Origin of the sequence: Robertmurraya sp. DFI.2.37, assembly GCF_029211245.1 — a bacterium.
GTDB lineage: Bacteria > Bacillota > Bacilli > Bacillales > Cytobacillaceae > Robertmurraya > Robertmurraya methanolica_A.
The window spans coordinates 1-18,815 of record NZ_JARGEJ010000018.1 but is presented as its reverse complement, the minus strand read 5'-3'; the positions used below and the strand labels follow the sequence as shown (position 1 = coordinate 18,815).

13 protein-coding genes and 1 pseudogene are annotated in these 18,815 nt (G+C 36.1%); 7 read left to right on the top strand and 7 right to left on the bottom strand.

Annotated elements, in window-relative coordinates; all coding sequences use genetic code 11:
• Positions 1-371: 371 nt before the first annotated feature.
• Positions 372-4,058 (bottom strand): S-layer homology domain-containing protein, encoded by a 3,687-nt coding sequence (locus tag PZE06_RS11730; RefSeq protein ID WP_150915812.1) that lies wholly within the window; start codon positions 4,056-4,058, stop codon positions 372-374.
• Positions 4,059-4,486: 428 nt separating this feature from the next.
• Between PZE06_RS11730 and PZE06_RS11725 the strand changes: the two genes are divergently transcribed.
• Positions 4,487-6,070, top strand: a complete 1,584-nt coding sequence (locus tag PZE06_RS11725) for an alpha/beta hydrolase (RefSeq protein ID WP_150915811.1) — start codon at positions 4,487-4,489, stop codon at positions 6,068-6,070.
• 325 nt (positions 6,071-6,395) lie between these two features.
• Here the strand turns inward: PZE06_RS11725 and PZE06_RS11720 are convergent, their stop codons facing one another.
• Complete coding sequence (locus PZE06_RS11720; RefSeq protein ID WP_095310786.1) at positions 6,396-7,280, bottom strand: LysR family transcriptional regulator; 885 nt, start codon at positions 7,278-7,280, stop codon at positions 6,396-6,398.
• A gap of 262 nt (positions 7,281-7,542) precedes the next feature.
• Here PZE06_RS11720 and PZE06_RS11715 point away from each other — a divergent pair, with 262 nt between their 5' ends.
• On the top strand, positions 7,543-8,352 hold the full coding sequence (locus PZE06_RS11715; RefSeq protein WP_150915810.1) for a sulfite exporter TauE/SafE family protein: 810 nt from the start codon (positions 7,543-7,545) through the stop codon (positions 8,350-8,352).
• 26 nt (positions 8,353-8,378) lie between these two features.
• Here PZE06_RS11715 and PZE06_RS11710 read toward each other — a convergent pair whose 3' ends face one another.
• From PZE06_RS11710 to PZE06_RS11700, 3 genes and pseudogenes are all read right to left on the bottom strand, one after another.
• Positions 8,379-8,912 carry a DUF4269 domain-containing protein gene (locus tag PZE06_RS11710; protein WP_150915809.1) on the bottom strand — a complete coding sequence of 178 codons (534 nt, stop codon included), beginning with the start codon at positions 8,910-8,912 and terminating at the stop codon, positions 8,379-8,381.
• Positions 8,913-9,382: 470 nt separating this feature from the next.
• Positions 9,383-10,672 (bottom strand): collagenase, encoded by a 1,290-nt coding sequence (locus PZE06_RS11705; RefSeq protein ID WP_150915808.1) that lies wholly within the window; start codon positions 10,670-10,672, stop codon positions 9,383-9,385.
• 36 nt (positions 10,673-10,708) lie between these two features.
• Positions 10,709-11,198: pseudogene (locus PZE06_RS11700) on the bottom strand (GNAT family N-acetyltransferase); the annotation flags it as partial.
• A gap of 160 nt (positions 11,199-11,358) precedes the next feature.
• On the opposite strand from PZE06_RS11700, the gene PZE06_RS11695 reads away from it, so the two are divergent.
• From PZE06_RS11695 to PZE06_RS11685, 3 genes are read left to right on the top strand one after another with little or no spacing between them, the layout of a single operon-like run.
• On the top strand, positions 11,359-11,739 hold the full coding sequence (locus tag PZE06_RS11695) for a GntR family transcriptional regulator (protein WP_150915807.1): 381 nt from the start codon (positions 11,359-11,361) through the stop codon (positions 11,737-11,739).
• The gene (locus PZE06_RS11690; protein ID WP_150915806.1) at positions 11,739-12,593 is read left to right on the top strand and encodes an ABC transporter ATP-binding protein; all 855 of its coding nucleotides are present in this window, start codon (positions 11,739-11,741) and stop codon (positions 12,591-12,593) included. Before PZE06_RS11695 ends, PZE06_RS11690 begins: the two co-directional genes overlap by 1 nt.
• 2 nt (positions 12,594-12,595) lie before the next feature.
• Positions 12,596-13,246, top strand: a complete 651-nt coding sequence (locus tag PZE06_RS11685) for an ABC-2 transporter permease (protein ID WP_150915805.1) — start codon at positions 12,596-12,598, stop codon at positions 13,244-13,246.
• Positions 13,247-13,445: 199 nt separating this feature from the next.
• Here the strand turns inward: PZE06_RS11685 and PZE06_RS11680 are convergent, their stop codons facing one another.
• Positions 13,446-13,781: a hypothetical protein gene (locus PZE06_RS11680; protein WP_150915804.1), complete on the bottom strand. Its 336-nt coding sequence runs from the start codon at positions 13,779-13,781 to the stop codon at positions 13,446-13,448.
• Between the two features lie 307 nt (positions 13,782-14,088).
• Between PZE06_RS11680 and PZE06_RS11675 the strand changes: the two genes are divergently transcribed.
• Both PZE06_RS11675 and PZE06_RS11670 read left to right on the top strand, forming a co-directional pair.
• Complete coding sequence (locus PZE06_RS11675; RefSeq protein WP_150915803.1) at positions 14,089-15,270, top strand: MFS transporter; 1,182 nt, start codon at positions 14,089-14,091, stop codon at positions 15,268-15,270.
• 220 nt (positions 15,271-15,490) lie between these two features.
• Positions 15,491-16,051 (top strand): VTT domain-containing protein, encoded by a 561-nt coding sequence (locus PZE06_RS11670; RefSeq protein ID WP_275791688.1) that lies wholly within the window; start codon positions 15,491-15,493, stop codon positions 16,049-16,051.
• Positions 16,052-16,256: 205 nt separating this feature from the next.
• On the opposite strand, the gene PZE06_RS11665 is transcribed toward PZE06_RS11670, so the two are convergent.
• Positions 16,257-17,477 carry a D-alanyl-D-alanine carboxypeptidase family protein gene (locus PZE06_RS11665; protein ID WP_225315186.1) on the bottom strand — a complete coding sequence of 407 codons (1,221 nt, stop codon included), beginning with the start codon at positions 17,475-17,477 and terminating at the stop codon, positions 16,257-16,259.
• Between the last annotated feature and the right edge of the window lie 1,338 nt (positions 17,478-18,815).

Below are 18,815 nucleotides of genomic sequence, written 5' to 3'. Positions count from 1 at the left end.
TTATGGCTTCATAAAGACTATATGAACAAAACTCCGCCTTCTTTCTTACGTTTTTTTACAAACTTTGCGTAAAATTGCTAGAATGGGTACACTTTACTGCTGCTTATTCCTTATATAACCCGGCATTCAATTGATATTTGTACAGCAAAAATTGAAAATATATATTATTAGGTATACTTGAAATCTATTAACTGCTTTTAGCTTACTCCGTAACCTAAAAGAATATCCTCTGCAGAAATCAATTGGAATGCAAAAAAAATAGTTAATGTCACATTGACTCTTGCTTATTACAAAGACTGTTTAAAAGGAATCTTCATTGAATCATTTCAAAATGAGGCAAGGAAGCGATTCCTTGCTCACTAAAACAGAACTCACTGCGTCACTGTTACAAAAAGTGTTCCCCTAACATATCCGTTTGCTGCAATGGAGAATTCGTAAATTCCAGGTGGATAATCACGTCCTTCAACATCCAATATGATCTTGCCTGCTTCTATCGTATTGAGCTTGTATTTCCCAAGCCATCTTTTATGTGTCATATCCCAAATATCCGTAATACTTTCACGCCATTTTGGGTCATCTACAAAAGTAGCTTGGAATATATTCACGCCGATAACTTCTCCTGTTAAAACTGGAGGTTGAGGGGGCATTGGAACTTCCAATAATACCATTGCCGGTGGGTATCCAGTTGCATGAAAAGAAAGAGTGTAAGTACCTGGAACATAATAGTAGGATTTTAAGTTTATGCGTAATTTCCCTGGTATACTTCTATCTACCTCACTCAGATGAATGGGGGTCCCAGTCGTTTCATTATATACATTAGTGATGTTATTTCTCCATTCTGCATTATCTAGGAAAATGAAATCGAATATATTTGGTTCAACGATTTCCACAGTTAATTCAGGCGATTTAGGCTCTGGTATTTCGGGCTCTGGTATCTCTACCTCAACTGATACATTATCGTATCCTTGAGCTTGAAGAAAGAAACTTACCTTTCCTGAAAGAGATGTCGAACCAAGATTTACAATCACTTTCCCCGGCTGACTCACATCTATTTTTTCACGAAGATAGTATTGACGGTTTGTGTTATCGTACACTAGATCTATTCTATTTCTCCAATCCGGATTATCATAAAATTCAAAGACCATTTCATTGTTTTCTGTCACATAGGCAGATACTACATTAGGTGGCAAGTCATACTCTGGTATTTCCACAAAAAATTCTGCCCGTTCATACCCACTAGCGTCAACAGAGAACCCATGCCTTCCTGGCCCATAAGATTTACCTTCCACATTTAAAATCAATTTGCCTTTTTCCGTTGTTAGCTTTGATTTTCCAATCCACTTTTCATTTGTGATATCCCAAATATCTGTTATACTCTCTCTCCATTCTGGATCGTCAGGAAAAGTGGCTTGAAAGAGCTCTGGACCAATTGCCTCACCCATGAGTGTTGGTGGTTTGAAAGGTTCTGGCTTTTCAATCGCTATTCTCACAGGTTCATAGCCTTCTGCTTCTATTCGAAATATATGGATACCAGTATCATAAACATATCCAGTTTGTTTTATCGTAATTTTACCATCCTGGCTTGTATCAATTTCACCCATATATATCGATCGATTTTGGGTCTCATTGTATACATACCTCACGTTTTCACGCCAAGCCGGATCATCTTCAAACTCAATAACAAATTGATTTGTACCTGTGACATAGCCTCTCACTACAGGTGCATCCTTTAGTTTTGGCACGTTTACAGTAAGGACTGCATCCTCATAACCTTCTGCTTTAATTAAAAATTCGTAGGTGCCCGGTTGATAGGTCCTGCCTTCCACATTCAAAGTCAATTTGCCTTCTTCTGTTGTGGTAAGCTTTGTTTTTCTAATCCATCTCTCATTAGCTACATCCCAAACATCTGTTATACTTTCTCTCCATTTTGGGTCATCAGCAAAAGATGCTTGAAACTGTTGCGGGCTAAGTACTTCGCCTGTTAAATTTGGTGGAATTAATACCGACTCTAGTATTTCTATTATAAACTTTGCAGGTTCATATCCCTCAGCATCTATACGGATTGTATAGTTACCCGGCGTAAAATCTACTTTCGAAAGATCCATGATGATGATTCCGGGATTACTTGTATCGACATATGAAAGTGGAATGGATGAACCATTTGTTTCATTAACAATGGCAATAATGCTTTCTCTCCAGTCACGGTGTTCCTCAAAAGTGACTTCGAATAGTTGTCCATTCAATAATTTCCCTGTCAAAGCAGGGGACTTTCCCCTAATATTATTGACAACTTTTACTTCAATCGGAGCTGAAACAACACCATACTCATTTATTGTGGATAATGTAATAGTATCGTCCTCTTGTAAATCAATATCTGCCATAGAGTATGTAATCTCTTCATTTTCTAATCCTTTTAATGGAATGGATATGACATGAATGTTATTCACATCAATTTGAAGAGAAGTAGCACCTGAGTTAATGGCCCCAGTAGCAGTAAATATAATTTCTCCTCTTATGTCTACACCTGGATCTAAATCATTGAATCTTACATTCTCTATTGGCTTTACTTCATAAGCATATACAACCTCAACTTCCGAGTGAGCAGAAACTTTGGCATTTCTGTGCATGACAACTACTTTTTTTACTTTAGCATTATTCGGGATTGAAACTTCTGCAGCATCTTGAACATAGACAAGGTCAATTAAACTAGAACCATCAATTGCGATATTACCATTATTGCTGATTGTTAAAATTCCCATTCTCCCATGGTTCACAAAGTGAGAAATATTTGAGTCGGAGATATCCACGTTATTTAGTTCTCCATAATTTACGAAAGAATTTCCTGAAACATCTTTTATATACAATGTGCCTAACAATTTTACAGGGTTTTCATACTCGACATCTGCTTTAGGAGTATCAACAACTAAGTCCCCAGTTATTAATCCTTGCTCTGAACCCACTTTGCGAATCTTGACATTTTCTATATTCGATCCCTTAATTGTTAAATCTCTTACTGTATCTACTTCTACATAAATATCCAACTTCGAATCAGTGGTAACGGTTATATCTCCGCCACCTCTCGCCTTGACAACGACAAAGTCATTTCCTCTCGCCACAGCATTTCGAATTGCAGCATCTACTTGCTGCTGGGGAGTTAGAGGTGTAGACCCACCACCGTGAGAAGGTGGCTTCTCTTCCTTTTTTGGATAGCCGATAAAATCACCAATTGTTCGCCCACTCTCTTTTAAAACATATTTCTTGCCTTCAGTTTGAGAAGAAGTGGTCAAAACAACCGTATGATTATCTGTTTTTTCAATATGAACAATTTGTAAATCTGTTATTAAGAAATTTAGTTTTTCAATATCAACATCCGTTTTATACGTTATCTCAACAGAAGTATTACTAATTGCTTTAATCTGCTCAATTTTTTCTGGTCCTTCATAATGATGGACATTATAAATAAACTGTGCTGCTTGAGCACGTGTAACAGGATTTCGAGGTTTAAAACGGCCATTTCCATCCCCCACAACAATTCCATTACTAGCCAAAACTTGAATGTCCTCAGAATAAGGATGTGAATCATCCACATCAGTAAATATCATTTGATTTTCCCGGTTCATCTCCACTTCATAAGTTTTGGCAATTAAATGTGCCAATGTTTGCCGATCTATTACTTGATTAGGATGAAAATATCCACCATTACTCTTAAATATATGGGGAAAGTGTTTTTGTAAAGCAGCCACATGCAAAAAGGCAAATGAGTTTTCAGGTATATCTATAAATGATTGCTTTTCTATACCATCCAGATTTAGTTGAAGGGAGTTAGCCAACATTACTGCCAGTTCTCCACGAGTAATAAATGCTTCTGGCTTGTATGTGCCATCTGTATACCCACGGACAATTCCTTTTTCTTTCATGTAATCTATCGCTTTTTTTGCCCAGTGAAGATCTGACACATCAGTAAAACTACTAGCTAGTCCCTGCATGGGGGATATAGTTGAAACAGCCAATGACGATACAACAAAAGCAGTGATGAGTTTATGTTGTGTTTGTCCCATACTTGATCAATGATTCCTCACTTTCTATGATTAATTTTTGTTTATGATTTTTGTCTCATTTCCCTCTGGGATCTTTCAATATAAGTGAATGGCTTGTGAAACAGGATTTCACAAGAGACAATATTGTTTAATAAAATCTTTTGTTATAATAAAAACTGTGCTCACGATTACCGACTTCGAAATTCAGTTTAATACGGTACATATAGTAGATTAATATCATAGCTGTGCCCATTTATATGAGTGTTGAAACCTTCCACTTACCCTTTTTCTACCTTCTTCTAACACTCCTTTCATTGAACTGGAAAGACCATCTACAAATCTCTTCTTCTAAGGACTTATGACCTATCGCAAAATCAAAATAGAGTATACCAAATAAAGCGTTACACAAACGCAACAGGCTCCACAAATAGAGAGAAAGGGAAGATACTATGGCATTTCTTAACATTAATGATCGAAAGATACACTATGTATTTCATCCAGCTTATGAAAGAAATTCAGAAACACTAGTACTAATTCATGCAAATGCTGTTGATCTGCGCGCATTTGATTGTATACTTCCTTATTTAGGAAATTCGTTTAATATCTTAACCTATGACTTAAGAGGTTATGGTATGAGTGACAATGACACCCCTATTGAAGAATTAGCTATTTCCCACTTCGTCACCGATCTAGAAGCACTTCTGCAGCACTTAAAATTAACGAAAGTACATCTTATTGGCTGGCAGATGGGGGCGCTTATAGGAGCTCGCTACACCTCAAAATATCCTGACCATGTTCTTTCACTGACCCTTATGGCTATGCCTTGCCATCCTCCGCACACGATAGAACAAATAAGAGAACACCGAAGTAAATTAGGAACGGGAAAGAGGCAAATTCCACATGAATACTTAGACACCCATGCTACCACGTTACCAAAAGGACATTCGGAGTTGATAAAACTTCGAAACTACGCCGAGACCATTTCCTTTGATCTTTATAAAAAGGTGATGGATTTAACAGTTAGTGCTGATCCTATCTCAGATATTGAAAAAGTAAGCTGTCCTATTCTTATTCTATCTGGTGTGAAAGACGCATTGTTCCCATCCCACTATTTACAGCACCAAACCTTGCATTTGCGACATTGCCGTTTTATCACCGTTCTGAATGCTTCCAGTTTAATTGTGTTGGACCAGCCACTCGTAATAGCTGAAATGATTCTCGATTTTATTGAAGAGTCTCGCAGCGAAAATCAGATAGAAGACCCCTTTATTCAATCAATGGACAACCAAATTTTAGACTATGTTGCCAAAATTCAAGAAGAGAGTCTGAAAAATTCTGAACGTTCAAATGAGTTGAAAGTGAACTTATTACAACAGTTTCAAGTGTTCATAAATGGGGAAGAGATTACAACTGGATGGAATAGGCGCTTTGCGAAGTCCCTTCTACTATTTCTTGTTTTTAACGGTTCCGTATCAAGAGAGCAAATTTGTGAAACCCTTTGGCCAGAAATACCACTTGCTAAAGCTAAAACAAATCTACGTGTATGCTTATCATATTTGCGCAAACAGCTGGCGAGTGAGGAATACTTAGTGGTTGATCGAGAGCGTGTCATGATTAAAGGAAATCTAGTATGCGATGCGAAAACTTTTTTAAAGGAAGTTGAAAATGCTTTAGAGGAATTATCTCCAGATCGAAAAGAACAAAAAGTAAATCAGCTTATTCAGCAATTACCAACAAATTTCCTCGAAACACATCACGATGAATGGTTTATTCAATTACGTACACAAACTGAGGGAAGAATCGCGGACCTTGTTCTTTGGAATGCTGAACAACTTGTACGCAAAGGGGAGTACGCTATTGCTATTCACCAACTAAGTAAAACCATTTCTGCTATCGGTGCCATCGAGCTATATCAACCACTCATAACACTCTATGAAAAAGTAGGAAACCAGCAAAAAGCAAACGAATGGAGGAAGCAGATGGCAGATTGGTGGGATGTAGAATCAGATCCCGATTCTGGGGCATCACTATAATTCCATAAATTATGATCTATTCACGAATTTAACAAAACATATACTTTGTATATGAATTTTTGCCGCTGTATTGAAAAATTAGATTTTATATGTGGTCGATATTTTTATACTTCTCGTTTTCTAATGCTTTCTCCACAGTTTAAGAGATATCAAATAATTTAGCTGATATCTCTTATTCTTAGTTTATTGCCTTCAATCATAGCAAAACGAAATTGGCAGAAGGTAAATTAAATGATATTCATAAAATAATTCACAAATTTTGTGCAAAAGGTTCTAAATAGCTGTTCCTCTTTTTGCTATCGTCATTTTAATCGGTTGGCCAATCTTACTTCTTTCGGATATATTCAATAAAATACCTTAATCCTGTTTTTTGAAAACGATGTTCTTTCTGCACTAACCACAATTCCCTTGTAATTTGGTAATCAGCGATTTTCACTTCACGAAGTGTACCATATTTCAACTCTTTTAAAACGGTTAGCTTTGGAAGAATCGTGATACCAAGTTCTGCTTCTACAGCGCTTTTAATAGATTGCATACTGCCAAGCTCCAGTGAAATTTCAATTTCCTCTAGAATTCCCATTTCCCTTAGCGCCTCTTCAACAATTAATCGCGTGCCTGAATTTTCTTCTCTCAAAATCATTCTCTCGTTGAGCAGTTCATGAATTTCAATCATGTTTCGATTTTTCCAGTGATGATTAATAGGAACGATTAAAATTAGTTCATCTTCCGCAAACTTCTCGATGTTAAAACGGCCATTCTTCACTGTTCCCTCTACAAGAGCAATATCTATTTCATTATTGTCTAATTTCTCTAAAACCGTCGGTGTGTTGGCAATCGTTAAATTTAATTTGATTGCTGGGTGTTGTTTTCTAAAGCTTCCTAGTATGCCAGGTAATAAATATTCTCCAATCGTTTGACTGGCTCCTACATGTAGAGAGGTTTCTTGATTTCCAACGATCTCATTTATCGCTTCATGTGACCTTTTAATATATTCGACCATTTCCTTTGCAAAAGGATACAGTGCTTTTCCCGCTTCAGTGAGTACAAGCTTTCCATCTGTTCGTTCAAATAATAATGTTCCATAGAGTTCTTCCAATTGATGTATTTGTCTTGTCACCGCTGGCTGTGTAACAAAGCTGAGTCGCGCCGCTTTACTGATACTTCCTTCCTCAACTACAGCGCAGAACATTTTTAAACTATCAAGGTTCATGGTATAAATTCCACCTTTGCTTTTTACCCTAAACTATTTGTTTTCTATGAATAAAATGTACCACTAATTTAAAACGAAAGCTTTGTCTTTTTTTCTCTACTCTATCTATCGTCGAAGCCTTGCCAATTACTTCATTTTTCACTAAGTATGTCCTTCGATTCAACAGGTATTACATTTATTTATGGGCTATAAAATATTGTCAATATGCAGCACTTCTCCTATCTGATAATTTAAAGATAACCGAGGTAAAGGAGAACAAAACATGGAAATAGCAACTGGACTGCTAATTCTCGCAGTAGGCATGATTGCTGGCGGCTACGGAACAATTGTTGGCGCAGGCGGAGGATTTATATTTGTACCGGCACTGCTTCTTTTATTGCATATCGATCCTGTAAGTGCATCTGCGTCAGGCATTGTCATTGTTTTTATAAACTCTCTATCCGCAGTGGTTGGCTACGCCAAGCAAAATAAAATTAACTATCGAACGGGAATGTTCATCGGCATCGGGGCATTTCCTGGCTCCATACTTGGAGTTTGGTTGCTGCAGCTATATTCATCCAGTTACTTTTATATTATTTTCGCCACCATTCTAGTGGCGCTAGGGATTTTTTTGTTTGCAAAAAATTCCCCTTTTAAAATTCTTCAGAAACAAAGAGATACTAGTATTAAGATGGAGGCAGACACTGCCGATAGTGCATTGGAGATAGAAGCACGGCCCCTTCCACTAAAGGGATTGCTGCCACTTGGTTTTATCATGGGAGTATTGTCTAGCTACCTCGGGATCGGAGGAGGCTGGCTTCTTGTGCCAGTTTTAATCTACTTTTTTAAAGTTCCAACACATTACGCAACAGCTACTTCCATTTTTGCGCTTGCTCTTTATTCCATAATTGGTGTTGCTGCACAATTCGTTTATAACAACATCGAGTGGATGACCGTTCTTTGGGGAGGAATTGGGGTGATGATCGGTTCCCAGATTGGAATACGGTTATCCGAGCGAATTCCTAGTAAAATGATTATGCAAATGCTCTCTATTCTATTGATTATTATTGGTCTACGAATGTTTTTCGCATAACGACTGTAAAGTATGGACAGATCCCTTTAAATGAACCCTCTTTTTTTGCCGTACGTTAAAAGACTCTCATAAGGATCTTCAAAGTCTAATCCAAGAACTTTACAAAACGCAGCCTCTGTCTTAAAGCCTTGTTGTTTAAGAGTAATCACATCTGCTTTTACGTGGGGGGACTCCATTATAAGCGCATGTTCTATTAGCATATGGAGGTAGGCATTCTGTTTTTCTACTGGCTGCGGTTGGCCAAATAATTCAAATTCGAACCCGGAAAAAAGGAAATTAGCCTTCACAACCGGAATGCCTCTCATGATACGTCTTTTTATTTGAAAATTTTCTTTATCATGGTAAAGTTCCGTTATCGCCTTCTCGAATTGTTGTAAATCATGAACTTCCATAATGATATCTAAATCCGAATCTGCAATATCAATTTCAATCGGCAACGTCCCACAAAGAGTAGGATCATACTCAGAGAGTTGTTCCATAACTCCTAAAACTTCAATTGCCTCATAAGCTCTCTTTTGTTTTTCATTCCCTTTTTTCAAATAGTTTATGTTGTTGAACATCATCACTCTCCTAGATAGCAAAATTCTTCTCTCCTTTTTTAAATATAGCTTAAAATTGGTACAATGCAGTCTGCTTGAAACATCCTATCTAATTCAGCTCTTGTTGCCCACTTCATATCAACAACCTTCTCTGCTCGAAGGATCGTTTCAATCTTTTCGAAATTCTTTCGAAAAACCCACACATCATCAAAATCGCAATAGCGATCCCCCCAGTGGAAGATATCAATGTGATCCCGATTTCAATTCCTTCTTTCCTTCTCTTAATGCGCCCTCGAGACTATTTTCACCTTCTAAGATCGATCCAGTTGGGATAGAATGTCCATTCATTAAAAGGAGTTCACCTTTATGATTTATGAGCCAAACATGAACCACAGTATATATTCACCTACTGCCAACGGGTTCCCACTAACATAAGATTTGCCAGTTTTGTTTCTAATCCCAAATTTCCCAAACGCTTTGCCCATTCTTATTTACAAGCTTTGAACACGCGGATCATCTGGATACATTTCCTTTATGTTTATCTTTAATTGATCAGCAATTTCTTGGTAAGTTATTAGGTTTCCGTTTATTAATCTTAGATAAACATTCACCGGCTCAGCAATATTTTGCCGAATGGCATTTCCAAAAGGGGATGTAAACTGATGATCATCGATATTCGTTCCGATCTTCTCTTCAAACATTTCCGCATATTTTAGAGACTCATTCAAATCACTCAGTAGCGAAAGTTCAGCCAACAATTCAAGCTCATATCCTTCTAAATCTTCTCTCTTCTTTAACATCGCTTTTGCCTCGAAAAACTGCGATTGCTTAACCAATACATGAGGCATAGATCTACTTACAAAAAAGTTATTTGGCTCTAATCGAAGCACCTCTTCATAAATATTCTGAGTCAACCTATAATCTCCCTTAACTTGGTACTCCTCGGCTTGAGCGATTAATTTGTTAATACTTTCTCTCCTTTCTAAATAGCTACTCAATAATTGTTCACTATTCATCCCTACTATTTTACTAAGAGCTTGTTCTAAATCCATATCCTTTAAAGCTATTAAAATCTCAGGGATAGCCGCCATTCCAAATTGATCGACGAGCTCTTTTACAGCAAAGTAGCTTTGGAGATATGGATCAGCATTCCCATCTCTTTCCTTATAAAAGGATGTGTTCGTCATTAATTCTTCAAAATCCACTTTTTCTATCTGGTTGATATCAACCTCAGTATTCCTGTATCTCATTAATTCGGCTATTCCTTCGTTAAACCAAGTAGGTATGCTTTCACCAGAGATCCCATGCTCCTCTAAAAATCGATCCGTTCTGTAATGGGCATACTCATGATGAAATAAATTCTCGAATTGAGAGCCTGATACCATAATTTCACTCTTAAGGTGGATAGATTCATTTAATGGAAGGTAATATCCACCTGATTTTTCAGAGGAAGAGGCAGCATGAAAAGCCTCTTCATTAGCATACACGATAACAGTCAGTGCATCAGAATGACTGCCATATAATTTATTTAACTCCGCTTTTGCTTTTGGATATATCGCTTTTATCATTTCCACCGATGTCCTGTCTTCTTTTTCAAACTTAATCTCCAGACCTTCTATATTCTCAGTAAATAGTTCCATATTTATGGGATTTAATGTTCTTTCGTTAACTAAATTGTGAACGAATTCATTAAATACAGTTTTCACCTCATGTATAGCATATACACTAAACAGGACAAGAAAAATAAACACAACCGTTAGGATTTTAAGAACATTTTTCAATTTCAACTTTCTCCTTTTTTAAAAAATAATGGTTTCCTAATCTCTTAGTTTGAAATAGTATCCCTTATAATTAAACACATTCTCAAATCCCAAATTCTCCGCAATCGCTACAGACGGCCAGTTCTCTTCCATGCAATCCCAATAAGGAATATTACCATTCTCTAAGCAATCTTTTACAAAATAATGGGCAATCACTTGCGCTAGTTTTCTGCCTCTATGCCCTTGGAGGGTTTCAATTGCGATGCAGTGAATGTTTTCAACGACAAATCCTGAAAGACAAATACTAACAATTATATTATTGAATAACACACAGTAACCTTTACCATTATTCAAAAAAATAATCAGAAGAAGTCCAAAATTCAGAAATTTTCAAACGTAAAAAATCCATATTTTTTATGGAAGAATCCTTTAAAAGTTAAGAGCTGATTTTTGTCACGGTATAGCCTGGTTCGATTGAATACGATTTTTCCTTATCAGTAGTTTTTGATAACGTGTATACCTTTTGATTCCAGGACTTTAAATTTCGAGAAGTTGCATCTGAGCCTGATGATTATCTATGTTTACTATAATGTTTTTTGACAATTTCGTGAAGAATCTTGTTGTTTGAAATATTTTACAGTATGATTCGAGTGTATATTATGTAAATAGTGTGTATCAAATACATATACACTTTTAGAGGTATTTCTATGAAAATAACTATTAAAAATCGTTCTGAACAACCGTTATATCAACAAATTAAGGAACAAATTAAAGAAGCAATATTACGACAAGAAGTAAAAGGAGGCGAAAAACTCCCCTCTATTCGTTCCTTAGCAAGTGATTTACATGTCAGTGTTCTAACAACGAAAAGAGTATATGAGGAACTAGAAAAAGAAGGATTTATTATTTCGATCGTGGGCAAGGGCTCCTTTGTTGCCTCTGAAAACATGGAAATATTATCAGAATCTAAAAGATATTTGATAGAGCAAAAGCTTATAGAAATATGGATCATGGTGAAAAATCTTGGAATAAGCAAAGAAGAACTCTATATGATGATGGATATCATTTTCGAAGAGGATGATGAATAGTGAAAGCGGTTATCGAAGTGAAAAACTTAAAAAAGAAATTACATAATTTCAGCTTAGACAGATTAAATTTTTCACTTAACGAAGGGTGTATTACCGGATTTATTGGCGTGAATGGTTCTGGAAAGACGACCACTATTAAAACACTACTTGGACTTTATCCAAAAGACGAAGGAGCTATTTCATTTTTTGGAAGAGACATCGAAAGAAATGAATATGCGATCAAAAATCGACTCGGTGTAGTCTTAGATGAAGGTTATTTTTATGAAGAAATGACTTTAAGAGAGATGAAAAGTATCATTGCCCCAGCATATTCCAACTGGGATGAATCCAAATTTTCAAACTATCTCCGGCAGTTCGATCTAAATGCGAATCAAAAAATTTCTACATTATCTAAAGGAATGCGGATGAAATTTTCAATTGCAATCGCCCTCTCCCACCATGCAGACTTACTTATCATGGACGAACCAACAAGCGGTCTTGATCCACTTATTCGGGATGAATTGATGGAAATACTATTAGATTTTGTCAAAGATGAAGGTAAAAGTGTATTTTTTTCAACACACATTACCTCTGATTTAGATAAAGTTGCTGATATGCTTCTATTAATTAACAAGGGTAAAATTATTTTTAATAAAAATAAGGATGAACTATTAGAGAAGCATGCTTTAGTTAAAGGAGCTAACCATGCGATTAATGAACATACAAAAAAACTATTTTTAAGTTTACATCAAACTGATTATGGCTTTGAAGGTATTACAGATAAGGCCGACATTCTTTATGAACAAATGAACGATATCATCGTTGAAAAGCCTTCTATTGAACAAGTTATGTTAGCATATGTAAAGGAGAGATAATCTTGTTACTTCATCTTGTCAAAAAAGATTTAATTCTCGCTAAAAGATACCTATTATTTATGCTTATTTTTGCTGTTTTAGGTCCACTATTTATATATAATAGATTAGGATTTGCTAGCGGTAGCTTTGCTAGTTTTCTTATTACGGTTTTGTTTATTGAATATATTTTATTTAATATGGTTTCCATGCATGAAGACAAATATAAAGGTTCAGCGTTGCTCTGTACTACACCACATACAAGAAACAGTGTAATTCAAGCAAAGTACTTATTTATATTGGTTATTTTTATTGCTAGCTTTCTTTTATATAATCTTGCAGTTGCCATTGGTACAACTTCCGGAATGTCGAAGTTAAGTATTTACAATATCGGGATTTCACTTCTAATTATTGCTGTTTTTTTTGGCATATTAATCCCTATTCAAACAAGATTTGGATATGAAAAAACAAAATATATCTTTTTTATACTCATTTTTTTGACGCCTTTTACCCTACCAGCAATTATAGAATTGGTTCTATCTACAGGCATTCAGGTTCATTTCGAACTACCAGTATCTCAGGCAATGAAAGCTTGGATACCTTTTGTAATCGCGTTTTTAATAGGAGGTGCTTCAATGCTAATCTCCATTCGAATTTTCGCTAAACAAAACTTATAATCCTAGTACTAGTGTAACAAATTAAAAGCATTCTAGGCTTTTCTAAGGTTTATGTTCCTTATGAAGTAAAGATACTCACAAACGTATCAACCAACCTTTTATCATTGGGAGAGTTTTGAAATTATTGTTGGTAAGTGTACTTCATGGGTACCAAATATGTTCATCTCAAAATTCTTAAATTCCTGTTTTTCCATAATATTCAACTACTATAAAATTGAATAATCTGATAGATTGCGATAGAAAGTCCTAGTAGACTTGCTTTCATTTTTGAAGGATGATTGCTTTTACTGCGATACAAATACAAAAAAAGAATGATAAATCCTAGCGGAATCCATAGTTGAAATTGACCTTTTTCCGTACTTTGAGAATAAATAGGCGCAGCATAAGTACCAATTAGAAAATATAAGAAAACTTTATAACGTCCAGTCTCTAATTGCTTACTCCACCGTATTAAGAAAAATAAGATAATAAGTCCGACAATCGTAATATGTAACGGTGGTAGCATAAGAGCTCCATTTCCAATTGGAATTTCCATTACAGCTTCCCTCCTTTTTAAATAGCACCCCTCCATATTACCATAATAATCCAAAGTGTTTTTGAACATTTTGTTTCAGGCTTTCTAAAAAGAGCAACCTTCTTCTACTTATACGATACTCCCTTTTTGCAATGACAATTCAAATAACATTCATTATACTTAATATAACTTTATAAAGGAGCGATGAATATGAAAAGCATAACACTTACTTTCACAAGCAAATCGGAGAGTATGTTAGCTTAAAATCTATTTTTGAAAACTTATTCTCCGATTTGAGTATCCATATCTCATAAATCGGAGGAAAACATTGAATATCAAAAATATCTATTATTTAGTTACTAGTTCACGTGCATTTATGATCCAAATGGTATTTACATTGAATGCTATTTACTATGTAACTCAGGCTGAGTTAAATCCACTTCAGCTAGTGCTAGTCGGAACTATTATGGAATTATCCATTTTACTATTTGAAATGCCCACGGGACTAGTGGCTGACTTTTTCGGAAGAAAAAAATCCTTAGTCGTCGGGACGTTCATTTTAGGAGCTGCCCATCTACTTGAAGGGAGTTTTCCAGAATTTTGGGCAATTGCTATTGGGGCTATTTTATGGGGACTAGTTTGGACGTTTATTAGCGGAGCAGAAGAGGCATGGATTTCTGACGAATTGGAAAGCAAGGAATTGGAGCGGGTTTTCCTAAAAGGGGCACAATACAGTTCGATTGGAAGGTTTAGTGGCATCATTGCCAGCGTTCTGCTTGCCGCTTTATTTTCAGTTCAAGCAACTATTTTGACTGCTGGAGGCTTATTACTTCTATTGTCTCTGCTCTCAATGCTGGTTCCAGAAACTAAATTTATTTCTGCTGCCGACAATGGTTTTACGGGCCTAGGCCAGATGACGCTTGCGCTAAAAGGTGGCGTATCACATATTAAGGGAAATAAGGTTCTAGTCGGTATTGCTTTCATCACACTATTATGGGGACTTGCAAGCGAAGGTTTCGACCGTTTATGGGGAGCCCATTTTATTGCAGGTTTTCATCTCACAGAGGAAGACTCTATTTACTGGTTTGGCGCTTTTTATGCCATTGCATTTTTATTAAATTTAGCTATGTTAAAAATAGTCGAGTTCTACGTAAAAGGAAGCTACGCGCTTGTGTTATTTCTCTTTAACAGTGTATTAACGATGGCCATCCTCCTTTTCGCCTTTACGAACAACTTTTTTATAGCTGTATTATTATACTGGGCAATTGCGTCGCTACGGAATGTTAACTCACCATTAATGAGCGTGATGATTAATAAACGATTACCGTCTCAAGGAAGAGCTACGGCACTATCAATGTTTGGTCAACTTGATGCACTAGGGCAAGTAGCTGGAGGGCCCTTAGTGGGAATCGTTGCCCTTTATACATCTGTGCAAGTTGGAATGGCTTCTTCCACGCTCTTGATTATTCCCACATTGTATTTTTTATGGTCACTGAGAAAAGTGACTTAGAAGAACAACCTTTAAGGAGCCCAGGCAAGAGAAGTAGCCTGGGCTACCCTTTCCCCGAAAGTTTAGTGGCATTTATTATAAGAACTCAACGAAGGTCACGAAAACTAGCATGCCGAACTGCACTTCTACATAAAGTAAACGAAAAAATTCATTTTCGCTTGAGCATGACTGCTCAGCACTCTTAGTGATCATGAACTAGACACTTAGCTTGGGAGAAAACATGATGTTTGATCTGTTTACACCATATCCAATTATAATAAGTATAATAAGCATCCTTCTTAATATCATTATTGCGATAGCAGGGATACTGCCTAGCACTTTCGTAACGCTTGGAACAGTTAGTGCTTTAAACTTAAATCTCGCTATCATCATATTAATCATTGGTGAAGCAGCTGGTGCCATTATTAGCTTCACTCTATACAGAAAAGGACTGCAAAAATTATCTGCATTTCCTCGCTTCAACAAACTAGAAAATCGCTATTTAAGCAAATTAAAGGAGTCAGATGGAGCTCAAGCTTTCTTTATTGTTATCTTCCTAAGAGTGCTTCCCTTCGTACCTTCTGGCATTGTCACACTTACTGCAGCCATAAGTAAATTGAAGGTATTGCCTTTCTCTATCGCCAGTACAGCTGGCAAAATTCCCGCTATTATGATAGAAGCATACTCCATTGTCTATTTTTTAACCCTCGGGATAGAATGGCAAATTTTGATCGGGGTTATTATCTTATTAATCTATCTCATCTATTTAACCTTTAAAAAATCATTTAGAAAAAGCTGCTGACTGCGAATGGGAGCATTATTCAATCTTCACTAGTATAGAAAGCGCATGTTCCATAAGCTCTCCATTAAAAAAAGAGACGTTTGATTTCAAACTAATAAAAGCTTTAGTTTAAATAAGGCAAGTGGATGCTATGGCTCTTATTCACATCCCTTTAAAACATGAAAGGATTGGTCCCTTAATACCAATCCTTTCTCGATATTTAAGCTCAAAGCTTCTTCAAGTGGTGACGTTTGCGATTTCGATTTTTTAGGACTGCAATACCAGCTAAAATCATCATAATCGAAATAACCATAAAAGCATTTAATTTCTTGGAATCGTCCTTTTTTTCAACTAGCTCTGATTCATCCACTGTTGTTGTTTGTATTTCAGGTATTTCTATTTCATGAATCGGATATACTGCAATTTCATCTCCATATTGATTCTTAATTCTTAAAAGACCTTCCGTTGTCATTTCTTCTTTAAACTCTTCATTTTGTACAAGTGGAAATTTATATTCTTCTCTTGTGACAAAGATTCGCTCACCTAAAGTAAATTCTTCCCCTTTAGGGATAGAAGCAAAGTGATAGTTGGCAAAAGCATAATCAAGTAATTCTACTGTATCATTATAAATTTCGGTTTGCGTGGCTCCCTTTAATACGACAGCAATTACAGACATATCCCCTCTTTTTGCCGTCGTTATTAACGTTTGTCCTGATTGATTCACATAACCATTTTTTCCGCCAGTAACTCCTTCATATGGTCGCCCTAACAACAAGCGGTGATGCGTGTAGATCGTCGTATCCCAGCCTTCACCATCCCACTTTAATTCTCTCGTTCCAAAAACTTCGCGAAACACTTCATTTTTCATAGCATACTGGGTAAGTAATGCCAAGTCCCTAGCTGTAGTCGTATGTTCAGGATCAAATAAGCCATGGGAATTGATAAAATTCGTATCCGTTAAACCAATCTCTTTTAAGTAGGCATTTAATTCGCGGGCAAATTTCTCCTCAGACCCATGCAAATGCTCCGCAATCGCTACACCAGCATCATTGCCAGAATTGATCAGCAAACCTTGAATAAGCTTTTTTAATGAGACTCTTTCTCCTACCTCTAAGTACACTCTAGTACCATCAACTTGTCTAGCCTTTTCACTAGTTGTAGCAATGGCCTCTAAGTCCCCGTTTTCTATCGCATATATGGCAGTTGCCACCTTTGTTAAACTAGCAGGATACATAAGTGCATCCGGATTTTTGGCATATAAGACTCTACCGCTGCCCTCTTCTATTAAAATTGCCGCTTCGCTTGCAATTGTTGGCTCATCCAGTGATTCATTTGCAAAAGCAGTAGAATTTGAAAGCAGATTTACACATAAAACAATGGTTAAAATCATTAACGTTATTTTACTAAACTGATTAAATTTTTTTAAATGTTTTAGTTTTTTATTCATACTTCCATTCCCCATGTAGTAATTTAAATCAGCACAAAGAAATTTGTGCAAAATCATCAGACACAAATCTTATTTTATCCAGAATTAGAAGAATTCATTTTTCTACGATCATTACCTATGACCTATATTATCATATTTCATATGATAAAAGACTCATTAAATTCGAAACCAATACGATTTACTAATCGCTTCCATTATATTAACTTTAACACTTCCATGTAACTTTCTTTTAGCTAAGCTTTGTTAAACAATATTGTTGATTAAACGATTCTTGGCTCATTTCGTTTGAAACCACAAGCCTTTAAGATTTTCTGTTTCCATGAAGGGTTACGATATGAAAAAACAAGTCTTCCCTATCACTTCATGAAATTCAGAAAGAAAATGAGCCAAAAATCAACACCGCATTTAACAAGTCTTTAAATAAAACGCTCTATTCACATTGTACCCTTAATAGCGATTTCAAAGATATTAAATTTTCATGATATTTTTATAACAATATAACTATTGAAAAAGCAGATAATAAAAAAGCCTATTATTTAGTAATCCGGAAATGATGTGAAAGTTTGCCTCTTAGCCCAAGGGAAGTTTGACCAAAACGCTCCCCGTTGGCTCTAAAGACAAATTCCATTGTTAATACTCCACTTTAAAGAATTGCAAAACAAGCTCATAAGACCTTCTTGCGGACATGGGGGGCTCTTTTTGCACGCTCTTTGTCCTCATGAGACCTTCTTGTGGACACGAGTTACTCCTTTTTGGTGGTCTTTGTCTTCATGAGACCTTCTTGCGTTTCAGGGTGAACTAAATACATGTCAGCCTTTACATTTCCAGCTCCACAGATTATAATCAATTCTATAAACTCGATTTCAATGAGCATATCATTCATATTATAAGAGGTGCGTTTTGTGAGTGCGGTAGTTTCTAAATAGGATAAAAAATTAAAGGAAATAAGGAAGTTTTAATAACGGGGGATCTGCCCTTATTTTGTTTTGGCCTTATTTCCGCCTATGAAGATACCTACCCTACTTTAAAAACAAGCGCGTAATTTCATAATTTGAACTATCCAATTGATAGTTTTATTTTATGTATTTTACTTTTCCCTTGTAATCGTAAAAGCTGAGGTATCTACCTCAGCTCAGACTGTAGACAAACTCGATGAAAATCGAGTTTTCCTACAGTCTTTTTTGTTTTAGAATAAAGGTAGAAACAATACTTACTTGGAGTGATGAAGATGCTTTCGAAACATAATTCCATTCAACGTGATCAAGTAGAAATGGTCGCTTTAGACCAGTTGGTGCCTGAAAATCATTTAGTCCGAAAAATGGAGGCAGCGATTGATTT

Excerpts from the sequence above, each read along its gene's own strand:
- PZE06_RS11695 (WP_150915807.1), top strand. The coding sequence starts at position 11,359 with ATGAAAATAACTATTAAAAATCGTTCTGAACAACCGTTATATCAACAA.
- PZE06_RS11720 (WP_095310786.1), bottom strand. The coding sequence starts at position 7,280 with ATGAACCTTGATAGTTTAAAAATGTTCTGCGCTGTAGTTGAGGAAGGA.
- PZE06_RS11715 (WP_150915810.1), top strand. The coding sequence starts at position 7,543 with ATGGAAATAGCAACTGGACTGCTAATTCTCGCAGTAGGCATGATTGCT.
- PZE06_RS11710 (WP_150915809.1), bottom strand. The coding sequence starts at position 8,912 with ATGTTCAACAACATAAACTATTTGAAAAAAGGGAATGAAAAACAAAAG.
- PZE06_RS11665 (WP_225315186.1), bottom strand. The coding sequence starts at position 17,477 with ATGAATAAAAAACTAAAACATTTAAAAAAATTTAATCAGTTTAGTAAA.
- PZE06_RS11680 (WP_150915804.1), bottom strand. The coding sequence starts at position 13,781 with ATGGAAATTCCAATTGGAAATGGAGCTCTTATGCTACCACCGTTACAT.
- PZE06_RS11670 (WP_275791688.1), top strand. The coding sequence starts at position 15,491 with ATGATGTTTGATCTGTTTACACCATATCCAATTATAATAAGTATAATA.
- PZE06_RS11730 (WP_150915812.1), bottom strand. The coding sequence starts at position 4,058 with ATGGGACAAACACAACATAAACTCATCACTGCTTTTGTTGTATCGTCA.
- PZE06_RS11725 (WP_150915811.1), top strand. The coding sequence starts at position 4,487 with ATGGCATTTCTTAACATTAATGATCGAAAGATACACTATGTATTTCAT.